Origin of the sequence: Blastococcus sp. CT_GayMR19, from assembly GCF_004570385.1 — a bacterium.
In the GTDB taxonomy this organism is placed as follows: Bacteria; Actinomycetota; Actinomycetes; order Mycobacteriales; family Geodermatophilaceae; genus Blastococcus_B.
In genome coordinates, this window is sequence record NZ_SPQL01000008.1 from 40,520 (window position 1) to 58,947 (window position 18,428).

The following is an 18,428-nucleotide window of genomic DNA, read 5'->3' on the forward strand; positions in this document are numbered from 1 at the left end:
AAATTCCGGGCGGCACGAGGTTTACCGGAGCGGACAACTGAGGTAATCTCCAGTCGTCACCGGAGGTTTCCGGAGGCGCTGGACATCACTGACCCGCACGGAAGGACCCGCAAGGAGGTTGCCAGCCATGCTGACCGCCTACGACCCGTTCCCCTCCTCCCCCGCCCTGCGCGCGCTCGAGCAGCTCACCGGTCGCGGAGGCCAGATGACCGCCCGCTCCCTGTCGGGCATGCCGATGGACGCCTACAAGGTCGGCGACAACTTCGTCGCCCACTTCGACCTGCCCGGGGTCGACCCCGGCTCCATCGACCTCTCGGTCGAGGGGAACACGCTCACGGTGAGCGCCGAGCGCTCGGTACCGCAGATCGAGAACGCCGAGTGGAGCATCGCCGAGCGGCCGTTCGGCAGCTACACGCGCCAGCTCGTCCTCGGCCGCAGCCTGGACACCGACCGGCTCGAGGCCAGCTACCACGACGGCGTGCTCACGCTGAGCATCCCGGTCGCCGAGAAGGCCCGGGCTCGCAAGATCACGGTCACCCGCGCCGACGCCCCGGCGTCGGTGGAGCACCGCACGATCGAGGGCGAGCCCCAGCAGCAGGAGGCGAAGGCCGTCGAGCGCTGACGCCCTTCCGGAACGGGCCGGGTCCTTCGGGCCCGGCCCGTTCCGTCTTTCCCCGACGAGCCAGGAGTGCGGTCATGAGCGCAGACGCAGCGGACACCGATCCCCTCGGTCGGCTCGACGACCCCGACTACCCCGCCCTGACCATGAGCCAGGCGGCGGAACTGCTGGGCGTGCAGGCCGCCTTCCTCCGCAGCCTGGACAGCTCCGGCGTCCTGCGGCCGCACCGGTCGGCCGGCGGCCACCGCCGCTACTCCCGGCAGCAGCTCGCCCTCGCCGCCCGCATGCGCGGGCTCCTGGACGACGGCCACTCCCTCGCCTCGGCGGAGACGATCGTGGGGCTGCAGGACCAGCTCGCCGACGCCCGGGCCGACGCCGCCGCGCTGAGGTCCGACGTCGACCGGCTCCGCGGCGACGGACGCTGACTCCTGACCGCCACTGGCCCTGAAAACCCTAGGGGGGTATAGTTCCTGTCAGCCGCACGGCGACGGACAGGCCAGGAGGACGCAGCGTGGAGATCGTCGAGGACAGCGGTGCCGCCCACCGGCACGGCTACATCCACCGCAAGGACGACTACCTCACCCGGCTGCGCCGGATCGAGGGTCAGGCCCGTGGTCTGCAGCGCATGGTCGAGGACGAGAAGTATTGCATCGACATCCTCACCCAGGTCTCGGCGATGACGAAGGCGCTGCAGTCCGTGGCCCTCGGCCTGCTCGAGGAGCACCTGAGCCACTGCGTCGTCGAGGCGGCGCGGACCGGCGGCCGCGAGGCCGACGAGAAGGTGCGCGAGGCCTCCGACGCCATCGCTCGCCTCGTCCGCTCCTGACTGCCCACTCTCCCGGAGGACCCCCCATGAGCACCGCCACCTACACCGTCACCGGGATGACCTGCGGCCACTGCGTGAGTGCCGTGACCGAGGAGGTCTCGCAGGTCTCCGGCGTCACCGCCGTCGACGTCGACCTGGAGAGCGGCGGCCTGACCGTCACCAGCGAGGCACCGGTCGACGAGGCCGCCGTCCGCGCCGCCGTCGAGGAAGCCGGCTACGAGGTCGCCGGCCGCTGAGCCGGATCTCCCTGAGGCCGCTCCCATGAACGTTCCCGTCAGGCTCACCGGCTTCGCCCTCGGCCTGGTCGCCGTCTTCGGCGCCGCCGCCGGGCTCGGTTCGGCCGTCGGTCCGGTCGGGCCGACCTCGGCCCCGGCCGCGGACGCCGGACATGGCGGCGCGGACGCGCACGACGGCGAGAAGGCGGCCCCGGTGGCCGACGCCGAGGTCCCCGCGGGCCTGATGGTCTCCGAGGACGGCTACACCCTCGACCTCGCTGCGGGCACGGTGCCGGCAGGGGACGCGACCGCACTGACGTTCCGGGTCGTCGGGCCGGACGGGCACGCCGTCCGCGCGTACGAGGAGAGCCACGAACAGGACATCCACCTGATCGCCGTCCGACGCGACCTCTCCGGCTTCCAGCACGTCCACCCGACCCTCGGCGCCGACGGCGTCTGGACCACTCCCCTGGCCCTCATTCCCGGCTCGTGGCGGGTGTTCGCCGACTTCGTCCCGTCCGCTGACGGGGAGAACCGGATCCTCGGCGCCGACCTGTCGGTCGCCGGGGGCTTCATGCCCACCCCGCTGCCCGCGGCGTCCCGGACCAGCGAGGTCGCCGGCTACACCGTCACCCTGGACGGCGAGCTGACCGCCGGCACCGAGTCGGAGCTGACCCTCTCGGTGCGCCGGGACGGCCGGCCGGTGACCGACCTGCAGCCCTACCTCGGGGCGTACGGGCACCTGGTCGCGCTGCGCAGCGGCGACCTCGCCTACCTGCACGTCCACCCGGCCGACGACGGCGACGCGGGGCCGGACGTCCGCTTCTTCACCACCGCACCGTCCGCCGGCACCTACCGGCTGTTCCTCGACTTCAAGCACGGGGATGTCGTCCGCACCGCCGCGTTCACCGTCGCGGCCGGCGCGCACGAGGAGGGCCGATGACCACCACTGCGGGCGGCCCCGGCGAGGTCGAGCTGCTGATCGGCGGCATGACGTGTGCGTCCTGCGCGGCGCGCGTCGAGAAGAAGCTGAACCGGATGGACGGCGTCACCGCGACGGTCAACTACGCGACCGAGAAGGCGAAGGTCCGCTTCGCCGACGGCGTGACGACCGACGAGCTGATCGCCACCGTGGAGCAGACCGGGTACACCGCGGCGCTCCCCCAGCCGGTCCGCGACGAGGAGCCGGACCGGGCCGACCCCGTGCGGTCGCTGCGCACCCGGCTGCTGGTCTCCACCGCCCTGACCGTGCCGGTCGTGGCCATGGCGATGGTCCCCGCGCTGCAGTTCGACTTCTGGCAGTGGCTGTCCCTCACGCTGGCCGCACCCGTCGTCGTCTGGGGCGGCGCACCGTTCCACCGGGCGGCCTGGACCAACCTGCGGCACGGGGCCGCGACGATGGACACCCTCGTCTCCCTGGGCACGCTCGCCGCCTTCGGCTGGTCGCTGTACGCGCTGTTCCTGGGCTCCGCCGGAGAGCCGGGCATGGTGCACCCCTTCGAGCTCACCATCGCGCGGACCGACGGCACCGCGAACATCTACCTCGAGGCCGCCGCCGGGGTGACGACGTTCCTCCTGGCGGGGCGCTACTTCGAGGCCCGCTCCAAGCGGCAGGCCGGTGCCGCCCTGCGGGCCCTGCTGGAGCTCGGCGCCAAGGACGTCGCGGTGCTGCGCGGCGGGGTCGAGCGGCTGATCCCCGTCGATGAGCTCGCGGTGGGCGAGGAGTTCGTCGTCCGCCCCGGCGAGAAGATCGCCGCCGACGGCGTGGTCACCGACGGCTCGTCCGCCGTCGACGCCTCGATGCTGACCGGCGAATCGGTGCCGGTCGAGGTCGGTCCGGGCGACGTCGTCGCGGGGGCCACCGTCAATGCCGGCGGCCGGCTGGTCGTGCGGGCCACCCGCGTCGGCTCGGAGACCCAGCTCGCCCAGATGGCGCGGCTGGTCGAGGACGCGCAGAACGGCAAGGCCGAGGTGCAGCGCCTGGCCGACCGGATCTCCGGGATCTTCGTGCCGGTGGTGCTGGCGCTGGCCGTCGCGACCCTCGGCTTCTGGATCGGGACGGGCGCGGGTCTGCCGGCCGCGTTCACCGCGGCGGTCGCCGTCCTGATCATCGCCTGCCCCTGCGCGCTGGGGCTGGCGACGCCGACCGCGCTCATGGTCGGCACGGGCCGCGGCGCCCAGCTCGGGATCCTGATCAGGGGCCCCGAGGTGCTGGAGAGCACGCGGACCGTCGACACCGTCGTCCTCGACAAGACCGGCACCGTCACCACCGGCCGCATGACGCTGCTCGACGTCGTCCCGGCCGCCGGAGAGGACGCCGTCGAGGTGCTCCGGCTGGCCGGGGCCCTGGAGGCGGCGTCGGAGCACCCGATCGCGCGGGCGGTGGCCCGCGCCGCCGCCGAGCGGACCGGCGCCCTGGCCGCGGTCTCGGGCTTCGCCAACGTCGAGGGATTGGGCGTGACCGGCGTCGTCGACGGGCGCAGCGTGCTCGCCGGCCGCCGCCGGCTGCTGGCCGAGCGAGGACTCCGCCTGCCGGCCGAGCTGGAGGCCGCGGCCGCGGCCGCCGAGGCCGCCGGCCGGACGGCGATCGCGGTCGGCTGGGACGGCGCGGCCCGCGGTGTCCTGGTCGTCGCCGACGCGATCAAGCCGACCTCCGCGGACGCCGTCCGGCAGCTGCGCGGCCTCGGCCTGACCCCGGTGCTGCTGACCGGCGACAACGAGGCCGTCGCGCGGTCCGTGGCGGCCGAGGTCGGGATCGAGCAGGTCATCGCCGAGGTCCTGCCGCAGCAGAAGGTGGACGTCGTCCGCCGGCTGCAGGCGGAGGGCCGGACCGTCGCGATGGTCGGCGACGGGGTCAACGACGCCGCCGCACTGGCACAGGCCGACCTCGGTCTCGCGATGGGCACCGGCACGGACGTCGCCATCGAGGCCAGCGACCTGACGCTCGTGCGCGGTGACCTGCGGGTGGCCGCGGATGCGATCCGGCTGTCCCGCCGGACGCTGGCCACCATCAAGGGGAACCTCTTCTGGGCCTTCGCCTACAACGTGGGCGCGATCCCGCTGGCCGCCGCCGGGTTGCTCAACCCGATGATCGCCGGGGCCGCGATGGCGTTCAGCTCGGTGTTCGTGGTCACGAACAGCCTGCGGCTGCGCGGCTTCGCGCCGCTGGCGGAGAACCGGGACGCCGCCCCGCCGGTACCCGCCGGCCGGCCACGGACGGACCGCCCGGCCGAGACCGCCCGCGGCTGACCCATGTCTCCGCTTCCCCCTGGGAGCAGGGACGTAGGTTGGCGGCCGTCACCCCCGACCTCGCGGAGGACCTCGATGGCTCGCCCCGGCACGCGTCGCCTGGTCCTCACCCGACTGCTCGCGGCGCTGGGCCTGACCTGGGGAGTCGCGCTCCTCGCCCGTCCGCGCACGCTGGTCGACGCGCTGTGCCCCGAGTACCCGCGGTCGCGCGTGTGGGTCGTCCGCGTGCTGGGGGCGCGACTACTGGTCCAGCACGCCGGCGTGCTGGTCGCGCCCGGGGCCCGGCTGGTCGGTGCCGCGTCAGCGGTCGACCTGCTGCACGCGGCGAGCATGGTGCCGCTGCTCCGACTGCCCCGCTACCGCCGGGCCGCCCTGGTCAGCGGCGGGGTCGCGGCCGTGTCCGCCGCGGTGTTCCCGGCCGTCGTCCCGAGGCCCGGCGGGAAGTAGCGCGGTCCGGCCGCACGAGGGAACCCGAAGCGTCGTACCGCTGCGGCAGGGTGTCCGGCATGGACGTTTCCTTCACCGCTCATGTCTTCCTCGGCATGAGCGTCGACGGCTTCATCGCCCGGCTCGACGGCGACATCGCCTGGCTCACCGGCGGCGCGGACGAGAACGCCGGCCCCGACGACGGCGAGGGCGGGGACTTCGGCTTCAGCGAGTTCGTCAGCGGCATCGACGCGCTGGTCATGGGCCGCGCCACCTACGACGTCATCGCACCGTTCGACGAGTGGCCGTACCAGGGCAGGCCGGTGCACGTGCTCAGCACGACGCTGGAGGTCGGTGCCGATCCCCGCATCACCGTGCACCGCTCCTTCGACGAGGCGGTGGCGGCAGGAACCGCGGCCGGCTACCGGCGGGTGTACGTCGACGGCGGGCGCACCGTGCACCAGTTCCTGCGGGCGGGTCTGGTCGTGGACCTGACGCTCTCCCGGGTGCCGGTGCTGATCGGCACGGGACACACGCCGTTCGGCGAGCTGACGGCCGACATCCCGCTCGAGCACGTCCGCACGCAGACCTATCCCGGCGGCATGGTGCAGTCCACCTACCGGGTGCGCCGGAACGCCTGACCCGGACCTTCGTCAGGCCGCGGTCGCGTGCGGCCGGGCACGCACGATCTCGAACCCGGGGAGCAGGGGCAGCTGGGCGTCGACCACGAGCGGGAGCGCGATGGGCGAGCCGAGCAGGCGTCGCTCCTCGACGAGCGCCCGCTCGACCGGGTCGAGCTCGGCGAGGATGCGGTGGTAGACCTCGGGGCGCACCCGGATCTCGCGCGGCTCTGCGGCAGCGGAGCTCCAAGCGGTCGCGAGGATGTCTCCCACGGGATCGGGTCGACGCCAGTGCCGGTGCTGTGCGGCCCGGTCCGGCGACGCTTCTCGGCGGGCGAGTACCTCGTCCATGACGGCCCTCCTGTGCAGACCTCCCCGCGCACCGATCAACACGGGCAACACCTCGGGAATGCCCTATCCCTCAGGAGGGAGAGTCCCACCCGGTAGAGACATTTCGACGGGAATCTCCGGCCCCAACCGGGCGCCCTGCAGCAGCTCCAGATCGTCGCCGGACCAGAAGCTGCCCGGGTCGTAGGCGTTGAGCGGCCGATCCCCGGGGAGCAGCCCCATGGCGGTGTAGGTGGCCGCCACCAGCTCCGCACAGAAAACCGTCTCCGCGGAGGTGCTGCGCCGGAGGCGGCCGTTGACCCAGCCGCGGACCAGCCCGCGCGTGGTCGGGAACGGCCGGCCGTCGAGCCGGGCGATGGTGCGCAGGACGGCGTCCTCCATCTCCGGGGTCACGCCGCCGTCCTCCGCCGGCCCGACGAGCTGCCGGAGCCACGCCCGCTGGCCGTAGCGGCGTCGCCAGGTCGTGACGGCGTCGTTCAGGTCGTGCAGCTGGACGCCGCGCTGGTGCTGACCCGTCCAGGCGTCGGGCAGCGAGCGGCCGAGCTCGGCGTGCCAGAGCAGTGGCGGCATGTCCTCGAGGACGACGGCCATGCCGACGTGGTTGACCGGCGCGTTGGTCAGCGCCCGGATCGCGCGATCGGCGATCGAGGCGCCGCGGAAGACCCACACGTCGCCGGTGCGGGTGAGTTCGACGGCCTCGTCCAGTGCCAGCTCTGCCACGGGCGATAGGTTACGGAGCGTGCGCCCCTGGAAGCTGCTCGGACTGGCCGGCCTCGCCGGCGTCGCCGCCACCGGTGCCGTCCTGGCCCGCAACGAGCGCCAGCGCCGCGCCTACACGCCCGACGACGTGCGCACCCGGCTGCACGAGCGCCACGCCGGGCTGACCGAGGCCCCCGAGCCGGCGGCACCCCCCGAACCGAAGCCCGGCCGCCTGCACCGCGTCACCCGCCTGCTCCGCCGCCGCTGACGTCTGCGAACCACCCTCCGCAACCGCCACCCCGGGCCGTACCGGATCGGGTGCCGGCCGTACCCCGCGCGCGTCAGACTGCTCGCGCCCGCCGGCACCGCCGGTCGCGCCCCTGGGTCATCCGGCCGGGCCGACGCGGTCCACATCCCGCTGGGGAACGACTGCGAGGAGGCAGCCATGTCCGACCACCCGAACGCCCGGCGTCTCCGCGAGGGCTACGTGGCCTTCGCGAAGGGTGATTTCGCCGCTCTGGACGACCTGTTCGACGAGAACATCCGCTGGAATCAGCCCGGGCGCAGCCAGCTGGCCGGCACCTACGAGGGCCGCACCGCCGTCTACGAGATGTTCGGCCGGCTCATGCAGGTCACGGAGGGCAGCTTCGCCACCGAGCCGATGACCGTGCTCGCGGACGAGGAGACCGGGGTCGCCGTCTGCCGGACGACCGGACACCGCGGGAACGTCCGGGCGGACATCACCGACGTGCACGTCTTCCGCTTCCGGGACGGCCGGGTCACCGAGTTCACCGCCGCGTCCGCCGACCAGTACGCCCTCGACGAGCTGATCGGCTGACGAGGCGACGACGCGGCGCGTCGACCGGGATCCCGATCGCGCGCCGCGTCGTCACCGATCAGCCGGCTGCCGGCGCCTCCGGCAGCACGATCACGCCGTCGGCATCCGCGCAGAGCCACTCCCCCTCGCGGAACACCACGCCCGCGAAGACGACCGTCCGACCCACCTGACCCGAGTGCAGCCCGCGCTCGCTCCTCCGCGGGAACGCCCCCAGCGCCCGGACACCGAGCGCCTGCTCGGCCAGTTCGTCGGCGTCCCGGATGTAGCCGTAGACCACGATCCCTGCCCAGCCGTTCGCCGCGGCGGAGACGGCCAGGTTGCCGCCCACGAGCCCACAGCGCTGCGAGCCCCCGCCGTCCACGACGAGGACCCGGCCCTCGCCCGGACTCTCGACCGCCTGCTTGATCAGGGTGTTGTCCTCGAACACCTTGAGAGTGGTGAGCGGCCCACTGAACCGGACCCTGCCGCCGAAGATCTGGAACACCGGCTCGCAGACCTGGACCTCCGGGTGGGCGTCGCACAGATCGGTGGTCGCGGGACTGGTCACGGAGTGGCTCGCTCTCGTCGACGGGCGGACGGTTATAACCTATAACGTAGCCACCGATTGGCGGAAGGAACACCGTGCTCGATGCCCCGAACTCCGGCGACCCCGGCTTCGCGACGAAGAGCGACCTCGCCTACACGCGGCTCCGGGGGCTGATCCTGTCCGGCGACCTGGCGCCGGGTGCGGTCCTGCCCCAGGGAGCGCTCGCCTCCCGGATCGGGATCAGCACCACTCCCCTGCGAGAGGCCCTGCGCCGGCTGAAGCAGGAGGGCCTCGTCGACCTCGACGCCCACCGGGACGCCAGGGTGCGGCCGCTGGACGCCGCCGAGGCGCGCGACCTGCTGGAGCTGCGATCGAGCCTCGACCCGCTCGCCGCATCCCTCGCAGCGCAGCGCCGGACCGACGCCGATGTCGCCGACGTCCGGGCCGCCCTCGAGGGGCTAGACGCCCTACCGACTCGTCCTTCCGCGGCGCAGCTGGAGAGCCACCACCGGTTTCACGCGGCCATCCACCTCGCGTCGCACAACGCACTGCTGGTCGAGATCCTCGACGGGCTCTGGGTGAAGACCGACCGCTACCGCCGGCACGGCCTCGAGGCCGGCCGGAGCGACGAGGAGCGTGCGGCCCGGGTCACCGAGCACCGGCAGCTGTTCGAGGCGGTGCGGGACGGCGACGCGGACACCGCAGCAGAGCTGATGCGCCGCCACGTGGAGACCAGCCTCGGCGCACGGTCGGCCGACCGGCTGGCCGACCCGGAACGACCCCGGTGAGCGGCCCGGGGGAAGCCACCGGCAGGCCGGGGCGCAAGCTGCTCGGCCTCCTGCTGCTCCACTCGACGATCACCCAGGTCGTGACGTTCGTCCTGCGCCCCACGTCGGCGTACCGGGCGCTCGAGCTGGACGTGCCAGCCGCCTGGCTGGGGGTGCTCACCGCCTCGTTCGCCGTCGTTCCCCTCGTGCTGGCCGTGCCCTCGGGGCAGGCCACCGACCGCTTCGGCGAGCGACGCGTGATGCTCGTCGGCGCCGTGCTCATGGCCGCCTCGGGCGCGGTCTTCTGGACCGAACGCGGTGGCGCGGCCGGGCTGGTCCTGGGCAGCGTGGTCCTCGGCACCGGCCACCTGCTGTCGGTCGTCGGCCAGCAGGCCGCCGTCGCGAACACCGCGGGCCCCGGCCGGTTCGACACCGCCTTCGGCTACTACACGTTCGCCGCGTCCCTGGGCCAGGCAGCGGGACCGGCCCTCATCACGCTGCTCGGCGGGGACGGGGCGCTCCCCGACACCACACCGATCTTCGCGACCGCCACCGTTCTCGGCGTCGTCCTCCTGGTCTGTACCGCGTTCCTGCGGATGCCGGCCCGTGCCCGCCCGGGCGGCGACGCCGCGAGTGGCGGCATGGGCACGCTGCTGCGCCTACCCGGACTCGTCCGGGCACTCCTGATCAGCTGCGTCGTCCTGTCCGCGGTCGACATCACCCTCGTGTACCTGCCCGCCCTCGGCGCCGACCGGGGCCTGGCCGCGGGCGTCGTCGGGCTGCTGCTGACGTTGCGCGCCGTCGCCTCGATGACCTCGCGGTTCTTCCTCGGCCGCCTCGTCCAGTGGGTCGGACGACGCCGGCTGATGATCGTCAGCGTCGCCCTGTCAGCCGTCTCCATGGCCGTCGTCGCCGTGCCGCTGCCGCCGGTGGCCGTGGCGGTCGTGGTCGTGCTGCTCGGTCTCGGCCTGGGGGTCGGGCAGCCGCTGACCATGTCCTGGCTCGCCGAGGTGGCCCCACCCGGCCTCCGTGGCCGGGCGATGTCCCTGCGGCTCACGGGTAACCGGCTCGGCCAGGTGCTCATCCCCAGCGCGGTCGGCCTGGTCGCCGCCGGGGTCGGCGCCGCCGGGGTGCTGGCCGCGACCGCCGCCGCGCTCGCGGTCGTCGGGGTCGCGGCTCGGCGGCTCGCCGTGGACGGCGGCACGACCACCTAGGCCGCGGACAGCCTTACCCAGCGACCGAACAGTGGGCGCTGATCAGCAGTCTCTCGCCAGAAACCTGCTCATCCGCGCACAACGTTCCCGCGGCACGCCGTCCCTGGAGCCGCCGGCTCTAGTTCGCGGCGATGTGCTCCACCACGGCTCCGGTGAACTCGTCGGTGGAGGCGGTGCCGCCCAGGTCGCGGGTGGCCACTCCCCCGCGCACCGCCGCGCGGACGCCGGCCTCCACGCGCCCGGCGGCGTCGGCTGCCCGCTCGTCGCGGTATCGCGTGCTCAGCCAGTCGAGCAGCATGCCGGACGAGAGGATCATCGCGATCGGGTTGGCCAGGCCCTTGCCCGCGATGTCCGGGGCGGACCCGTGCGAGGCCTGCGCCATGCACCGGTCGTCCGAGGCGTTGATCGACGGGGCGATGCCCAGCGAGCCGGCCAGCTCGCCGGCCATGTCGGACAGGATGTCGCCGAACATGTTCTCTGCGACCACGACGTCGAAGTCGGCGGCCCGGCGCAGCAGGTGCACCGTCATCGCGTCGATGTGGAAGTCGTCGACCTCGACGTCCGGGAAGGCCTCGGCCACCTCCAGGCAGACCCGCTTGAACAGACCGGAGCTCAGCTGCAGGACGTTGGCCTTGTGCACGATCGTCACCTTGTTGCGCCGGCGGCGGGCCAGCTCGAACGCCGTCCGGGCGATCCGCTCGACGGCCGGCCGGGTGAAGACCCCCAGACAGATCGCCACGTCCGCCGTCGGCATGAACTCCCCCGTGCCGGCGTAGGTGTTGCGGTCGGCGTAGAAGCCCTCGGTGTTCTCGCGGACGATCACCAGGTCGGTGTCGGGGGCGATCGCCTGCCCGCCCTCGAAGCCACGGGCAGGCCGGATGTTCGCGTACAGGTCGAAGTGCTTCCGGATGGCGCCGCTCGGGTTCAGTTGCGACCGGTGCGGCTCGGGGTACGCCGCGCTGTCGTGCGGCCCGAGCAGCCAGCCGTCGGTTCCGGTCAGCGCCTCCAGGGTGGCGGCCGGGATGGCGCTGCCGTGCTCGTCGATGGCGGAGGCGCCGAGCGGCAGCTCCTGCCAGTCGACCGGGTCGGCGCCGGCGGCCCCGAGGGCGGCGTCGACCACCCGCACGGATGCGGGCACGATCTCGGGGCCGATGCCGTCCCCGAGCATCACGCCCAGGCGGTACGTGTGCGACATGACTCTCCTACTCGGACGTGGGTGCGGTGACGGCGGGCTCGTCGAGAACCCACCAGGTGCGGACGTTGACGAACTCGCGGATGCCGGCGGCGGCCAGCTCCCGGCCGTAGCCGCTGGCGCGGGTGCCGCCGAACGGCATCCGGACGTCCGAGGCGACGACGGCGTTGACGAAGACGGCGCCGGAGCGGATCCGCCGGGCGACGGCGATCCCGCGCTCGGGATCGGCCGTCCAGACGCTCGCGCCGAGGCCGAAGCGGGTGTCGTTGGCGATCCGGACGGCCTCGTCGTCGCCGTCGGCCACGATCACCGTGGCCACGGGGCCGAAGGTCTCCTCGTCGTGGGCGACCTGACCGGGCTCGACGTCGGCCAGGACGGTCGGCGCGTAGAAGTTCCCGGGTCGGTCGAGACGATGCCCGCCGGCGAGCAGCCGGGCACCCTTCGAGACCGACGCCTCCACCTGCCGGTTGACCCCCTCGAGCAGGTCCTCCCGGGCCATCGGCCCGACGTCGGTGCCGTCCGCCTCCGGATCCCCGACGGTCAGCGCCGCCACCTCGGCGACCAGCAGCCGGGTGAACTCGTCGACGACCGAGGCGTCGACCACGAACCGCTTCGGCGAGATGCAGCTCTGCCCGGCGTTGAGGAACCTGCCGCGCGCCGCCATGGCAGCGACGCGCGGCAGGTCGGCGTCGGCGAGGACGACGAAGGGATCGGAGCCGCCCAGCTCGAGCACGGACTTCTTGATCGCATCGCCCGCGGCGGAGCCGACGGCCCGGCCCGCCCGCTCGCTGCCGGTGATGGTGACGGCGCCGATCCGGGGGTCGTCGATCAGCCGGCGGGTGACGGCGGGAACGTCCGGCTCGGCGACCACCAGAGCCTTGAACAACCCCTTCGGCGCACCGGCCTCGGCCAGCACGCGCTCGACCGCCAGCGCGCAGCCGGTCGTGTTCGGCGAGTGCTTGAGCAGCGCGGCGTTGCCTGCCATGAGCGCCGGGGCCGCGAAGCGCAGCACCTGCCAGAGCGGGAAGTTCCACGGCATGACGGCGAGCACCACGCCGACCGGCTCGTAGCCGATCCAACTGCGGTCGGCGGAGGTGGCCACCGGCTCGTCGGTGAGGAACTCGCCGGCGTGCTCGGCGTAGTAGTCGCACGCCGTGGCGCACTTCTCCACCTCGGCACGGGCCTCGGCCAGCGGCTTGCCCATCTCCCGGGTGACGAGCAGGGCGAGGTCCTCGGCCGCGGCCCGCAGGACCTCGGCGGTGCGGCGGAGGACCGCGGCCCGCTCGGCGTACGGCCGTGCGGCCCATTCGCACTGCGCCTCGGCCGCCCGGTCGAGGGCGGCGTCCACCTCGGCGTCGGTAAAGGCCGGGTACTCGGCGAGCCGCTCCCCCGTCGCCGGGTTCACGGTGACGACGGCGCTCATGCCGATTCGCCGGACGAGGGCACGGCACCATCGCCACGGTGCACGGGTCCAGCGCCACGGTCGCTGTCGGACAGGTGCTCGAACGTCTCGCCGGTCGCGGTGATCGTGCGCGTGACGTCGCGCCCGCCGTAGACCCAGCAGATGGTCATCGAGCCCTCGCCGCGGTTGCGGAAGCAGTGCGGAACGCCGGCCGGCACCCAGGTGGCCTGCCCGGCGACCAGGTCGAACTCGTCGTCCCCGACGACGGCGGTGGCCTCGCCCTCGAAGACGAGCACGCTCTCCTCGACGTCGTGCGAGTGCAGCGGGATCCCGGTGCCCGGCGAGAACACGGTCATCCCGGTGGTGACCTTGTTGTGCTCGCAGTTCCACTTGCCGACGAACGGGATCGTGGCGACGCCGTTGCCGCGGTCGAAGCGCTCGATCTCCTCGGGGCGCAGGACCATCGACGGCGGGACGGGCTGCGTGGAAGCGGATTCAGTGCTCATGCGGACTCCTCGGCGGTGTGGGTGACGAGCAGCGAGCCGGCCGTGTTGACCTGGCTGCCGGGGACGAGCACGCGCTCGGCGATCCGGCGCCACTGCGCGAAGTGCGGGGACGCCTTGTGCGCCTCGAAGGCCGCGGCGTCGGTGTAGATCTCGTAGAGGAAGAAGCGGTTGGGGTCGGTCGCCACCGACGAGATGTCGAAGCGCAGGCACCCCGGTTCGTCGCGCACCGCCGCCTCGGCGTTCGCCGTCATGCCGGCGAGGAACTCCTCCCGATGCTCGGGCCGCACATCCATCTGGACCACCAGGCTGAACATTCGCCGTCCTTCGATTCCGTGGGGGTTGTTGTATGCGATACTGTATACATCAACGAGTACAACACAAGACCGAGAGGCTCGTCATGACAGAGGCACGGATCTCGCCGGACACGATGCGGGACTTCGGGACGCGGGTCCTCGTCTCCCTCGACGTGCCGCACGAGGACGCGGCCCTGGTCGCGGACAGCCTCGTGCAGGCCGACCTGTGGGGCCACCAGTCGCACGGCCTCCTGCGGCTGCCCTGGTACGCCGCGCGGATCCGCTCCGGCGCCATGGGCGCGGTGACCGACCCCGCGGTCCTGTCCGACACCGGACCGCTGCTGCTGCTGGACGGTCGCGACGGCATCGGCCAGGTGCTGACCGAGCGCGCCCGCAGGCTGGCCGTCGAGCGGGCCCGGACCCACGGCGTCGGGGTGGTGGGTGTGCGCAACTCCAACCACTTCGGCACGGCGATGTACTTCACCCGCCGCGCCGCCCACGACGGCTGCGTCGCCGTCCTCACCACGAACGCCAGCCCGGCGATGGCTCCCTGGGGCGGTCGGGAGAAGCGGCTCGGCACCAACCCGTGGTCGATCGCCGCCCCGGGGCCCGACGGCCGGGTCGTCGCCGTCGACATCGCCAACACCGCCGTGGCCCGGGGCAAGATCTACCTGGCGAAGAACCGCGGGGAGCCCATCCCGGAGACCTGGGCGCTCACCGCGGACGGGGCCCCCACCACCGATCCGGCCGAAGGAGTGCTCGGCGTGATCCTGCCGATGGCCGGCCACAAGGGCTACGCGATCACGTTCCTGATGGACGTGCTCTCCGGTGCGCTGACCGGCAGCGCCGTGGGCACGGGGGTGCACGGCCCGTACGAGGCCGACCAGCGCAGCGGTGCCGGCCACCTCTTCCTCGCCCTCGACCCGGAGGCGTTCGGCGACCGGGCGGGCTACGAGGCCCGCGTCCAGCAGCTGATCGCCGAGGTGAAGGACGTCCCCCTCGCCCAGGGCTTCGACGAGGTGTTCTACCCCGGTGAGGTGGAGGACCGCGCCGAGGCGGCGAACCTCGCGGCCGGCGGCGTCGTCCTGGCCGAGCAGTCGATGACCGACCTGCGCGACCTGGCCGCGGAGACCGACGTGCCGTTCCCGGTCGGAGACGCGCGATGACCGCCGCGGTGCCCGACGGCCCGGACGCCGACCTCAGCAAGGCCGACCTCGTCCACCGCCGGCTCAAGGAGGAGATCGAGCTCGGGGAGCTGGCGCCCGGGACGCCGCTGTCGGAGCTCTCGCTGGTCGAGCGCACCGGGGCGTCCCGCACTCCGGTCCGGGAGGCGCTGCGCCGGCTGGCCGCCGAGGGACTGGTGGACCTCGTGCCGCGACAGGGGGCCCGGGTCTCGCGCGTGTCCCTGCAGAGCGTCCGGGACCTGTTCGACTTCCGCGGCCTGCTGGAGCCGGCGGCCATCCGGCAGGCCACCGAGGCGGCAGGCGCCGACCCGGAGCTCCGGCGGGCGTTCTCCTCCATGCGCGGCGAGTTCGTCCGCATCCAGCGGCGGGCCCCCTCGCAGGCGCGCTCCCGGGCGTTCTACGAGCTGGCCGACCGGTTCGACTGGGCGGTCATCGGCGCCACCCGCAACGAGCACCTGCGGCGCACGATCGCGGAGCTGCGGCCGCACACGGCCCGCCTGCGCAACCTCTCGCACGTGGACCCGCAGCGGGTCGACGTCTCGGTGGCCGAGCACCTGGTCATCTGCGACGCGGTGCTGGGCGGGGACGCCGACGAGGCAGCGCGCAGGACCGCCGAGCACCTGGCCCAGTCCGTCGCGACGATCTTCCGCAACCTGGCCTCCGGCCCCGGCGCCGGCCTCGACCTGAACTAGAGGCTGAGGGGCCGAAAGCACGCTCATGGCCCCTCAGGGAGTCAGTGCGCGGCCTTCACCGCGAGCACCGGGCAGTGCGCGTCCAGCAGGATGCGCTGCGCCTGACTGCCGGTGAGCAGCTTGCCGGTCGCCGTCCGCCGGCGCAGCCCGATGACGATGAGACTCGCCTTGATCCGGTCGGCCGCCTCGACGAGCTCGTCGGACGCCTCGTGGCCGCGCACCATCTGGTGGATCTCGTACGCGACGCCGGTCCGGTCCAGCCGGGCGCGGACCTCGTCGAGGTTGTCCTCGGATGCGTAGCGCTTGTCGGCGAGGGAGTCGCCGCGCGAGCTGTTGACGATGTGCAACGGCTCCTCGCGGAGCTGCGCCTCGCTGATCGCGGCGGTGAGCGCCGCCTCGCCCTCGGGGGTGGGGACGTAGCCCACGACGATGGTCATGCCGACAGCCTTGCCGACCGGCCGGAGAACGTCAGCATTGCGGACCTAACGGACGTTTCGGTCATTTCGTCCCTGTCGCACGGACTCAGCCGGGACGGCGCGGCGACCGGGGCGTGAACCGCCGCTCCGGCCGGCCCGCCGAGCCGTAGCGCTGGCGGACGTCGGCCTCCTGCTGTGTCACCAGCTGCTCGAGGTACCGCCGTGCGCTCACCCGGGCCAGCCCGGTGCGTTCGCTGCACTCGCTGGCCGAGAGCCCGTCCGGCCCCACCTCCTCCAGGGTCTTCCGCACCAGCTCCAGCGTCTCGGGCGCGATCCCCTTGGGGGTCGCCACCGACGACGGCTGCAGCCCCCCTCGGGACATGCCGAACATCCGGTCCACGTCCGGCTGGGCCGCCTCCCCCAGGTCCTCCAGCTCACCGCGCAGTGCCGCGTAGTCGCGCAGCCGGGTCTCGAAGGCCCGGCGGTCGAACGGCTTCACGAGGTAGTGCAGCACCCCGCCGTGCAGCGCGCTCCGGATGCTCTCGACGTCCCGGGCGGCGCTGATGACGATGACGTCCACCGGTGACCCGCCGGCCCGCAGCCGTCGGAGGACCTCCAGCCCCGTCATGTCGGGCAGGTAGACGTCGAGCAGGACGAGGTCCGGACCGAGCCGGTCGATCTCCGTCAGTGCCTGCGCGCCGGACGACGCCGTGCCCACGACCTCGAAGCCCTCCAGCGCCGACACGAACCCGGCGTGCACCTTCGCCACCATGAAGTCGTCGTCGACGATCAGCACGCCGATCACGAGACGCCCACCTGGTTCGCGGCCGGCAGGGTGGCCGTGAACGTGGAGCCACCGGCCGAGGAGGCGGTCACGTCGCCGCCGCGCCGGGTGCACACCAGGTGCACCAGGGACAGCCCGATCCCGCGCTCACGGGACCCGGCCGTGTCCTTGGTCGAGATGCCGCGGCGGAAGATCTCCCGCTCCATGCCCGGGGGCACGCCGGCGCCGGAGTCGCGCACCACGACGTCGACCTCTCCGTCGACCACCCCGAGGGACACCTCCACCCAGCGCTGCGGCGCCTCCGCCGCGGCGTCCATGGCGTTGTCGAGGAGGTTGCCGACGACGGTGGCGACATCGGTGCTCAGCTCGTCGTCCAGTGCCGGGAGCGCCGACTCCGGCGCGATGCGCAGGTCGACACCGAGCTCGGCGGCCTGGCTTGCCTTGGCGATGAGCAGCGCGGCCACGGAGGGATCCCGCACGGCCGCCGTCACCGTCTCGCTGAACTCCGACCGGCTGGAGCTCACCCGGTGCACGAAGCGGACCGCCTCCTCGGACTCCCCGAGCTCGATCAGCCCGGCGATGGTGTGCAGCCGGTTGCTGAACTCGTGGGCCTGGGCGCGCAGGGTGTCGGTGACGTGGCGGGTGAGGTCGAGCTCGCGGCGCAGTTCCAGCAGTTCGGTGCGGTCGCGCAGCGTCGTCACCGAACCGATCGACCGCCCGCGGCTGGCGATCGGCAGCCGGTTGACCACGAGCACCCGTCCGGCGCTGGCGACGGCGCGGTCGCGCTCCACCTCGCCGCGGAGCAGGGCGTCGCGCATCTCCTCCCCCACGCCCAGATCCTCCAGCGTCCGCCCGAGCGCGTCGCCGGGGATGTGCAGCAGCCGGATCGCCTCGTCGTTGATCAGGGTGACCCGGCCCAGCAGGTCCAGGCCGACCACGCCCTCGCGGATGCCGTGCAGCATCGCGTCGCGGTGCTCCACCAGGCCCGCGATCTCGGTCGGCTCCATGCCGAGGGTCTGCCGCTTGACCCGGCGAGCGAGGAGCAGGGAGCCGCCGATCCCGAGCGCGCTGGCCAGGCCCAGATAGGTCAGCAAGTTGGGTGCGGCGGCGGCCAGTCCGTCGAGCACCGAGGGATAGAACCGGGTGACGACGACGAACCCGGCGATCTCCTCCTTCGGGGCGGTCAGGATGGGTGCCATGGCCACCGCGGCATGACCGCCGTCGACCTCCCGCTCGCCCAGCCAGCCGTCCCCCTCGAGCACGGGGCTGTCGCCGACGTCGTAGCGCCTGCCGAGCTCGCCGGGATCGGCACTGGCGATGACGGTGCGGTCGGGGAGCGCCACCACCACCGAGGCCGAGCCCGAGTTGCTGCGCGCGGTCTCCGCGGCGATCGGGGCGTACGCGACCCCGCCGTCCGCCAGGGAGTTCCGCAGCGCCCGCGAGCCGGCGAGCGTCTCGGCGACCGCCTGCGCCCGCCGGCCCTCGAACTCCTGCGCACGAAGCGTCGACTGGGCCACCGTCACCGCCGTGACACCGACGAGGACGACGAGGATGATCACCACCTGCAGCGCCAGCAGCTGGCCGGCCAGCGAGAGCCGCCGGGTCACGTACG

General features: G+C 73.4%; 24 protein-coding genes. 14 read left to right on the plus strand and 10 right to left on the minus strand.

Features of this window, described 5'->3' with window-relative positions; translation table 11 throughout:
- The first annotated feature begins 127 nt into the window (after positions 1 to 127).
- From E4P39_RS12470 to E4P39_RS12505, 8 genes are all read left to right on the plus strand, one after another.
- Positions 128 to 622, plus strand: coding sequence for an Hsp20/alpha crystallin family protein (locus E4P39_RS12470; protein ID WP_135136907.1), 495 nt, complete (start codon positions 128 to 130; stop codon positions 620 to 622).
- Between the two features lie 74 nt (positions 623 to 696).
- Positions 697 to 1,044 carry a helix-turn-helix domain-containing protein gene (locus tag E4P39_RS12475; RefSeq protein WP_135136908.1) on the plus strand — a complete coding sequence of 116 codons (348 nt, stop codon included), beginning with the start codon at positions 697 to 699 and terminating at the stop codon, positions 1,042 to 1,044.
- Between the two features lie 92 nt (positions 1,045 to 1,136).
- On the plus strand, positions 1,137 to 1,445 hold the full coding sequence (locus tag E4P39_RS12480) for a metal-sensitive transcriptional regulator (RefSeq protein WP_280790858.1): 309 nt from the start codon (positions 1,137 to 1,139) through the stop codon (positions 1,443 to 1,445).
- A 26-nt stretch (positions 1,446 to 1,471) separates the two neighbouring features.
- Positions 1,472 to 1,681 carry a heavy-metal-associated domain-containing protein gene (locus E4P39_RS12485; protein ID WP_135136910.1) on the plus strand — a complete coding sequence of 70 codons (210 nt, stop codon included), beginning with the start codon at positions 1,472 to 1,474 and terminating at the stop codon, positions 1,679 to 1,681.
- A 25-nt stretch (positions 1,682 to 1,706) separates the two neighbouring features.
- Positions 1,707 to 2,603 (plus strand): hypothetical protein, encoded by an 897-nt coding sequence (locus E4P39_RS12490; protein WP_135136911.1) that lies wholly within the window; start codon positions 1,707 to 1,709, stop codon positions 2,601 to 2,603.
- Positions 2,600 to 4,909: a heavy metal translocating P-type ATPase gene (locus E4P39_RS12495; RefSeq protein WP_135136912.1), complete on the plus strand. Its 2,310-nt coding sequence runs from the start codon at positions 2,600 to 2,602 to the stop codon at positions 4,907 to 4,909. The genes E4P39_RS12490 and E4P39_RS12495 overlap by 4 nt, the downstream gene beginning before the upstream one ends.
- 75 nt (positions 4,910 to 4,984) lie before the next feature.
- On the plus strand, positions 4,985 to 5,356 hold the full coding sequence (locus E4P39_RS12500) for a hypothetical protein (protein ID WP_135136913.1): 372 nt from the start codon (positions 4,985 to 4,987) through the stop codon (positions 5,354 to 5,356).
- A gap of 59 nt (positions 5,357 to 5,415) precedes the next feature.
- A complete protein-coding gene (locus E4P39_RS12505) occupies positions 5,416 to 5,976 on the plus strand; it encodes a dihydrofolate reductase family protein (protein ID WP_135136914.1) in 561 nt (186 codons plus the stop codon).
- A gap of 12 nt (positions 5,977 to 5,988) precedes the next feature.
- Here the strand turns inward: E4P39_RS12505 and E4P39_RS12510 are convergent, their stop codons facing one another.
- Positions 5,989 to 6,306, minus strand: coding sequence for a hypothetical protein (locus E4P39_RS12510; RefSeq protein ID WP_135136915.1), 318 nt, complete (start codon positions 6,304 to 6,306; stop codon positions 5,989 to 5,991).
- Positions 6,307 to 6,369: 63 nt separating this feature from the next.
- Positions 6,370 to 7,023, minus strand: a complete 654-nt coding sequence (locus E4P39_RS12515; protein WP_135136916.1) for a hypothetical protein — start codon at positions 7,021 to 7,023, stop codon at positions 6,370 to 6,372.
- 19 nt (positions 7,024 to 7,042) lie between these two features.
- Between E4P39_RS12515 and E4P39_RS12520 the strand changes: the two genes are divergently transcribed.
- Together E4P39_RS12520 and E4P39_RS12525 are read left to right on the plus strand one after the other, a co-directional pair.
- Complete coding sequence (locus tag E4P39_RS12520; protein WP_135136917.1) at positions 7,043 to 7,270, plus strand: hypothetical protein; 228 nt, start codon at positions 7,043 to 7,045, stop codon at positions 7,268 to 7,270.
- 177 nt (positions 7,271 to 7,447) lie between these two features.
- Complete coding sequence (locus E4P39_RS12525; RefSeq protein ID WP_135136918.1) at positions 7,448 to 7,840, plus strand: nuclear transport factor 2 family protein; 393 nt, start codon at positions 7,448 to 7,450, stop codon at positions 7,838 to 7,840.
- Positions 7,841 to 7,898: 58 nt separating this feature from the next.
- Here the strand turns inward: E4P39_RS12525 and rraA are convergent, their stop codons facing one another.
- Positions 7,899 to 8,387 carry a ribonuclease E activity regulator RraA gene (gene rraA, locus E4P39_RS12530; protein WP_135136919.1) on the minus strand — a complete coding sequence of 163 codons (489 nt, stop codon included), beginning with the start codon at positions 8,385 to 8,387 and terminating at the stop codon, positions 7,899 to 7,901.
- A gap of 74 nt (positions 8,388 to 8,461) precedes the next feature.
- Here rraA and E4P39_RS12535 point away from each other — a divergent pair, with 74 nt between their 5' ends.
- Positions 8,462 to 9,154 carry a GntR family transcriptional regulator gene (locus E4P39_RS12535; protein WP_135136920.1) on the plus strand — a complete coding sequence of 231 codons (693 nt, stop codon included), beginning with the start codon at positions 8,462 to 8,464 and terminating at the stop codon, positions 9,152 to 9,154.
- A complete protein-coding gene (locus E4P39_RS12540) occupies positions 9,151 to 10,347 on the plus strand; it encodes an MFS transporter (protein WP_209306510.1) in 1,197 nt (398 codons plus the stop codon). The genes E4P39_RS12535 and E4P39_RS12540 overlap by 4 nt, the downstream gene beginning before the upstream one ends.
- Before the next feature lie 118 nt (positions 10,348 to 10,465).
- Here the strand turns inward: E4P39_RS12540 and E4P39_RS12545 are convergent, their stop codons facing one another.
- The 4 genes from E4P39_RS12545 to E4P39_RS12560 are packed head-to-tail and all read right to left on the minus strand — an operon-like array spanning position 10,466 to position 13,761.
- A complete protein-coding gene (locus E4P39_RS12545) occupies positions 10,466 to 11,542 on the minus strand; it encodes an isocitrate/isopropylmalate dehydrogenase family protein (RefSeq protein ID WP_135136921.1) in 1,077 nt (358 codons plus the stop codon).
- Positions 11,543 to 11,549: 7 nt separating this feature from the next.
- Complete coding sequence (locus E4P39_RS12550) at positions 11,550 to 12,962, minus strand: NAD-dependent succinate-semialdehyde dehydrogenase (RefSeq protein WP_135136922.1); 1,413 nt, start codon at positions 12,960 to 12,962, stop codon at positions 11,550 to 11,552.
- A complete protein-coding gene (locus tag E4P39_RS12555; protein ID WP_135136923.1) occupies positions 12,959 to 13,447 on the minus strand; it encodes a cupin domain-containing protein in 489 nt (162 codons plus the stop codon). The genes E4P39_RS12550 and E4P39_RS12555 overlap by 4 nt, the downstream gene beginning before the upstream one ends.
- Positions 13,444 to 13,761: a putative quinol monooxygenase gene (locus tag E4P39_RS12560; protein ID WP_135136924.1), complete on the minus strand. Its 318-nt coding sequence runs from the start codon at positions 13,759 to 13,761 to the stop codon at positions 13,444 to 13,446. The genes E4P39_RS12555 and E4P39_RS12560 overlap by 4 nt, the downstream gene beginning before the upstream one ends.
- 83 nt (positions 13,762 to 13,844) lie before the next feature.
- Here E4P39_RS12560 and E4P39_RS12565 point away from each other — a divergent pair, with 83 nt between their 5' ends.
- Both E4P39_RS12565 and E4P39_RS12570 read left to right on the plus strand, forming a co-directional pair.
- Positions 13,845 to 14,906 carry an Ldh family oxidoreductase gene (locus E4P39_RS12565; RefSeq protein ID WP_135136925.1) on the plus strand — a complete coding sequence of 354 codons (1,062 nt, stop codon included), beginning with the start codon at positions 13,845 to 13,847 and terminating at the stop codon, positions 14,904 to 14,906.
- Positions 14,903 to 15,616, plus strand: coding sequence for a GntR family transcriptional regulator (locus E4P39_RS12570; protein ID WP_135136926.1), 714 nt, complete (start codon positions 14,903 to 14,905; stop codon positions 15,614 to 15,616). Before E4P39_RS12565 ends, E4P39_RS12570 begins: the two co-directional genes overlap by 4 nt.
- Before the next feature lie 41 nt (positions 15,617 to 15,657).
- On the opposite strand, the gene E4P39_RS12575 is transcribed toward E4P39_RS12570, so the two are convergent.
- The 3 genes from E4P39_RS12575 to E4P39_RS12585 all read right to left on the minus strand — a co-directional run bounded on the left by E4P39_RS12575 (position 15,658) and on the right by E4P39_RS12585 (position 18,423).
- Positions 15,658 to 16,053, minus strand: coding sequence for a universal stress protein (locus tag E4P39_RS12575; protein ID WP_135136927.1), 396 nt, complete (start codon positions 16,051 to 16,053; stop codon positions 15,658 to 15,660).
- A gap of 85 nt (positions 16,054 to 16,138) precedes the next feature.
- Positions 16,139 to 16,837: a response regulator gene (locus E4P39_RS12580; protein WP_209306511.1), complete on the minus strand. Its 699-nt coding sequence runs from the start codon at positions 16,835 to 16,837 to the stop codon at positions 16,139 to 16,141.
- Positions 16,834 to 18,423, minus strand: coding sequence for an ATP-binding protein (locus E4P39_RS12585; protein ID WP_135136928.1), 1,590 nt, complete (start codon positions 18,421 to 18,423; stop codon positions 16,834 to 16,836). The genes E4P39_RS12580 and E4P39_RS12585 overlap by 4 nt, the downstream gene beginning before the upstream one ends.
- Positions 18,424 to 18,428: the final 5 nt, after the last annotated feature.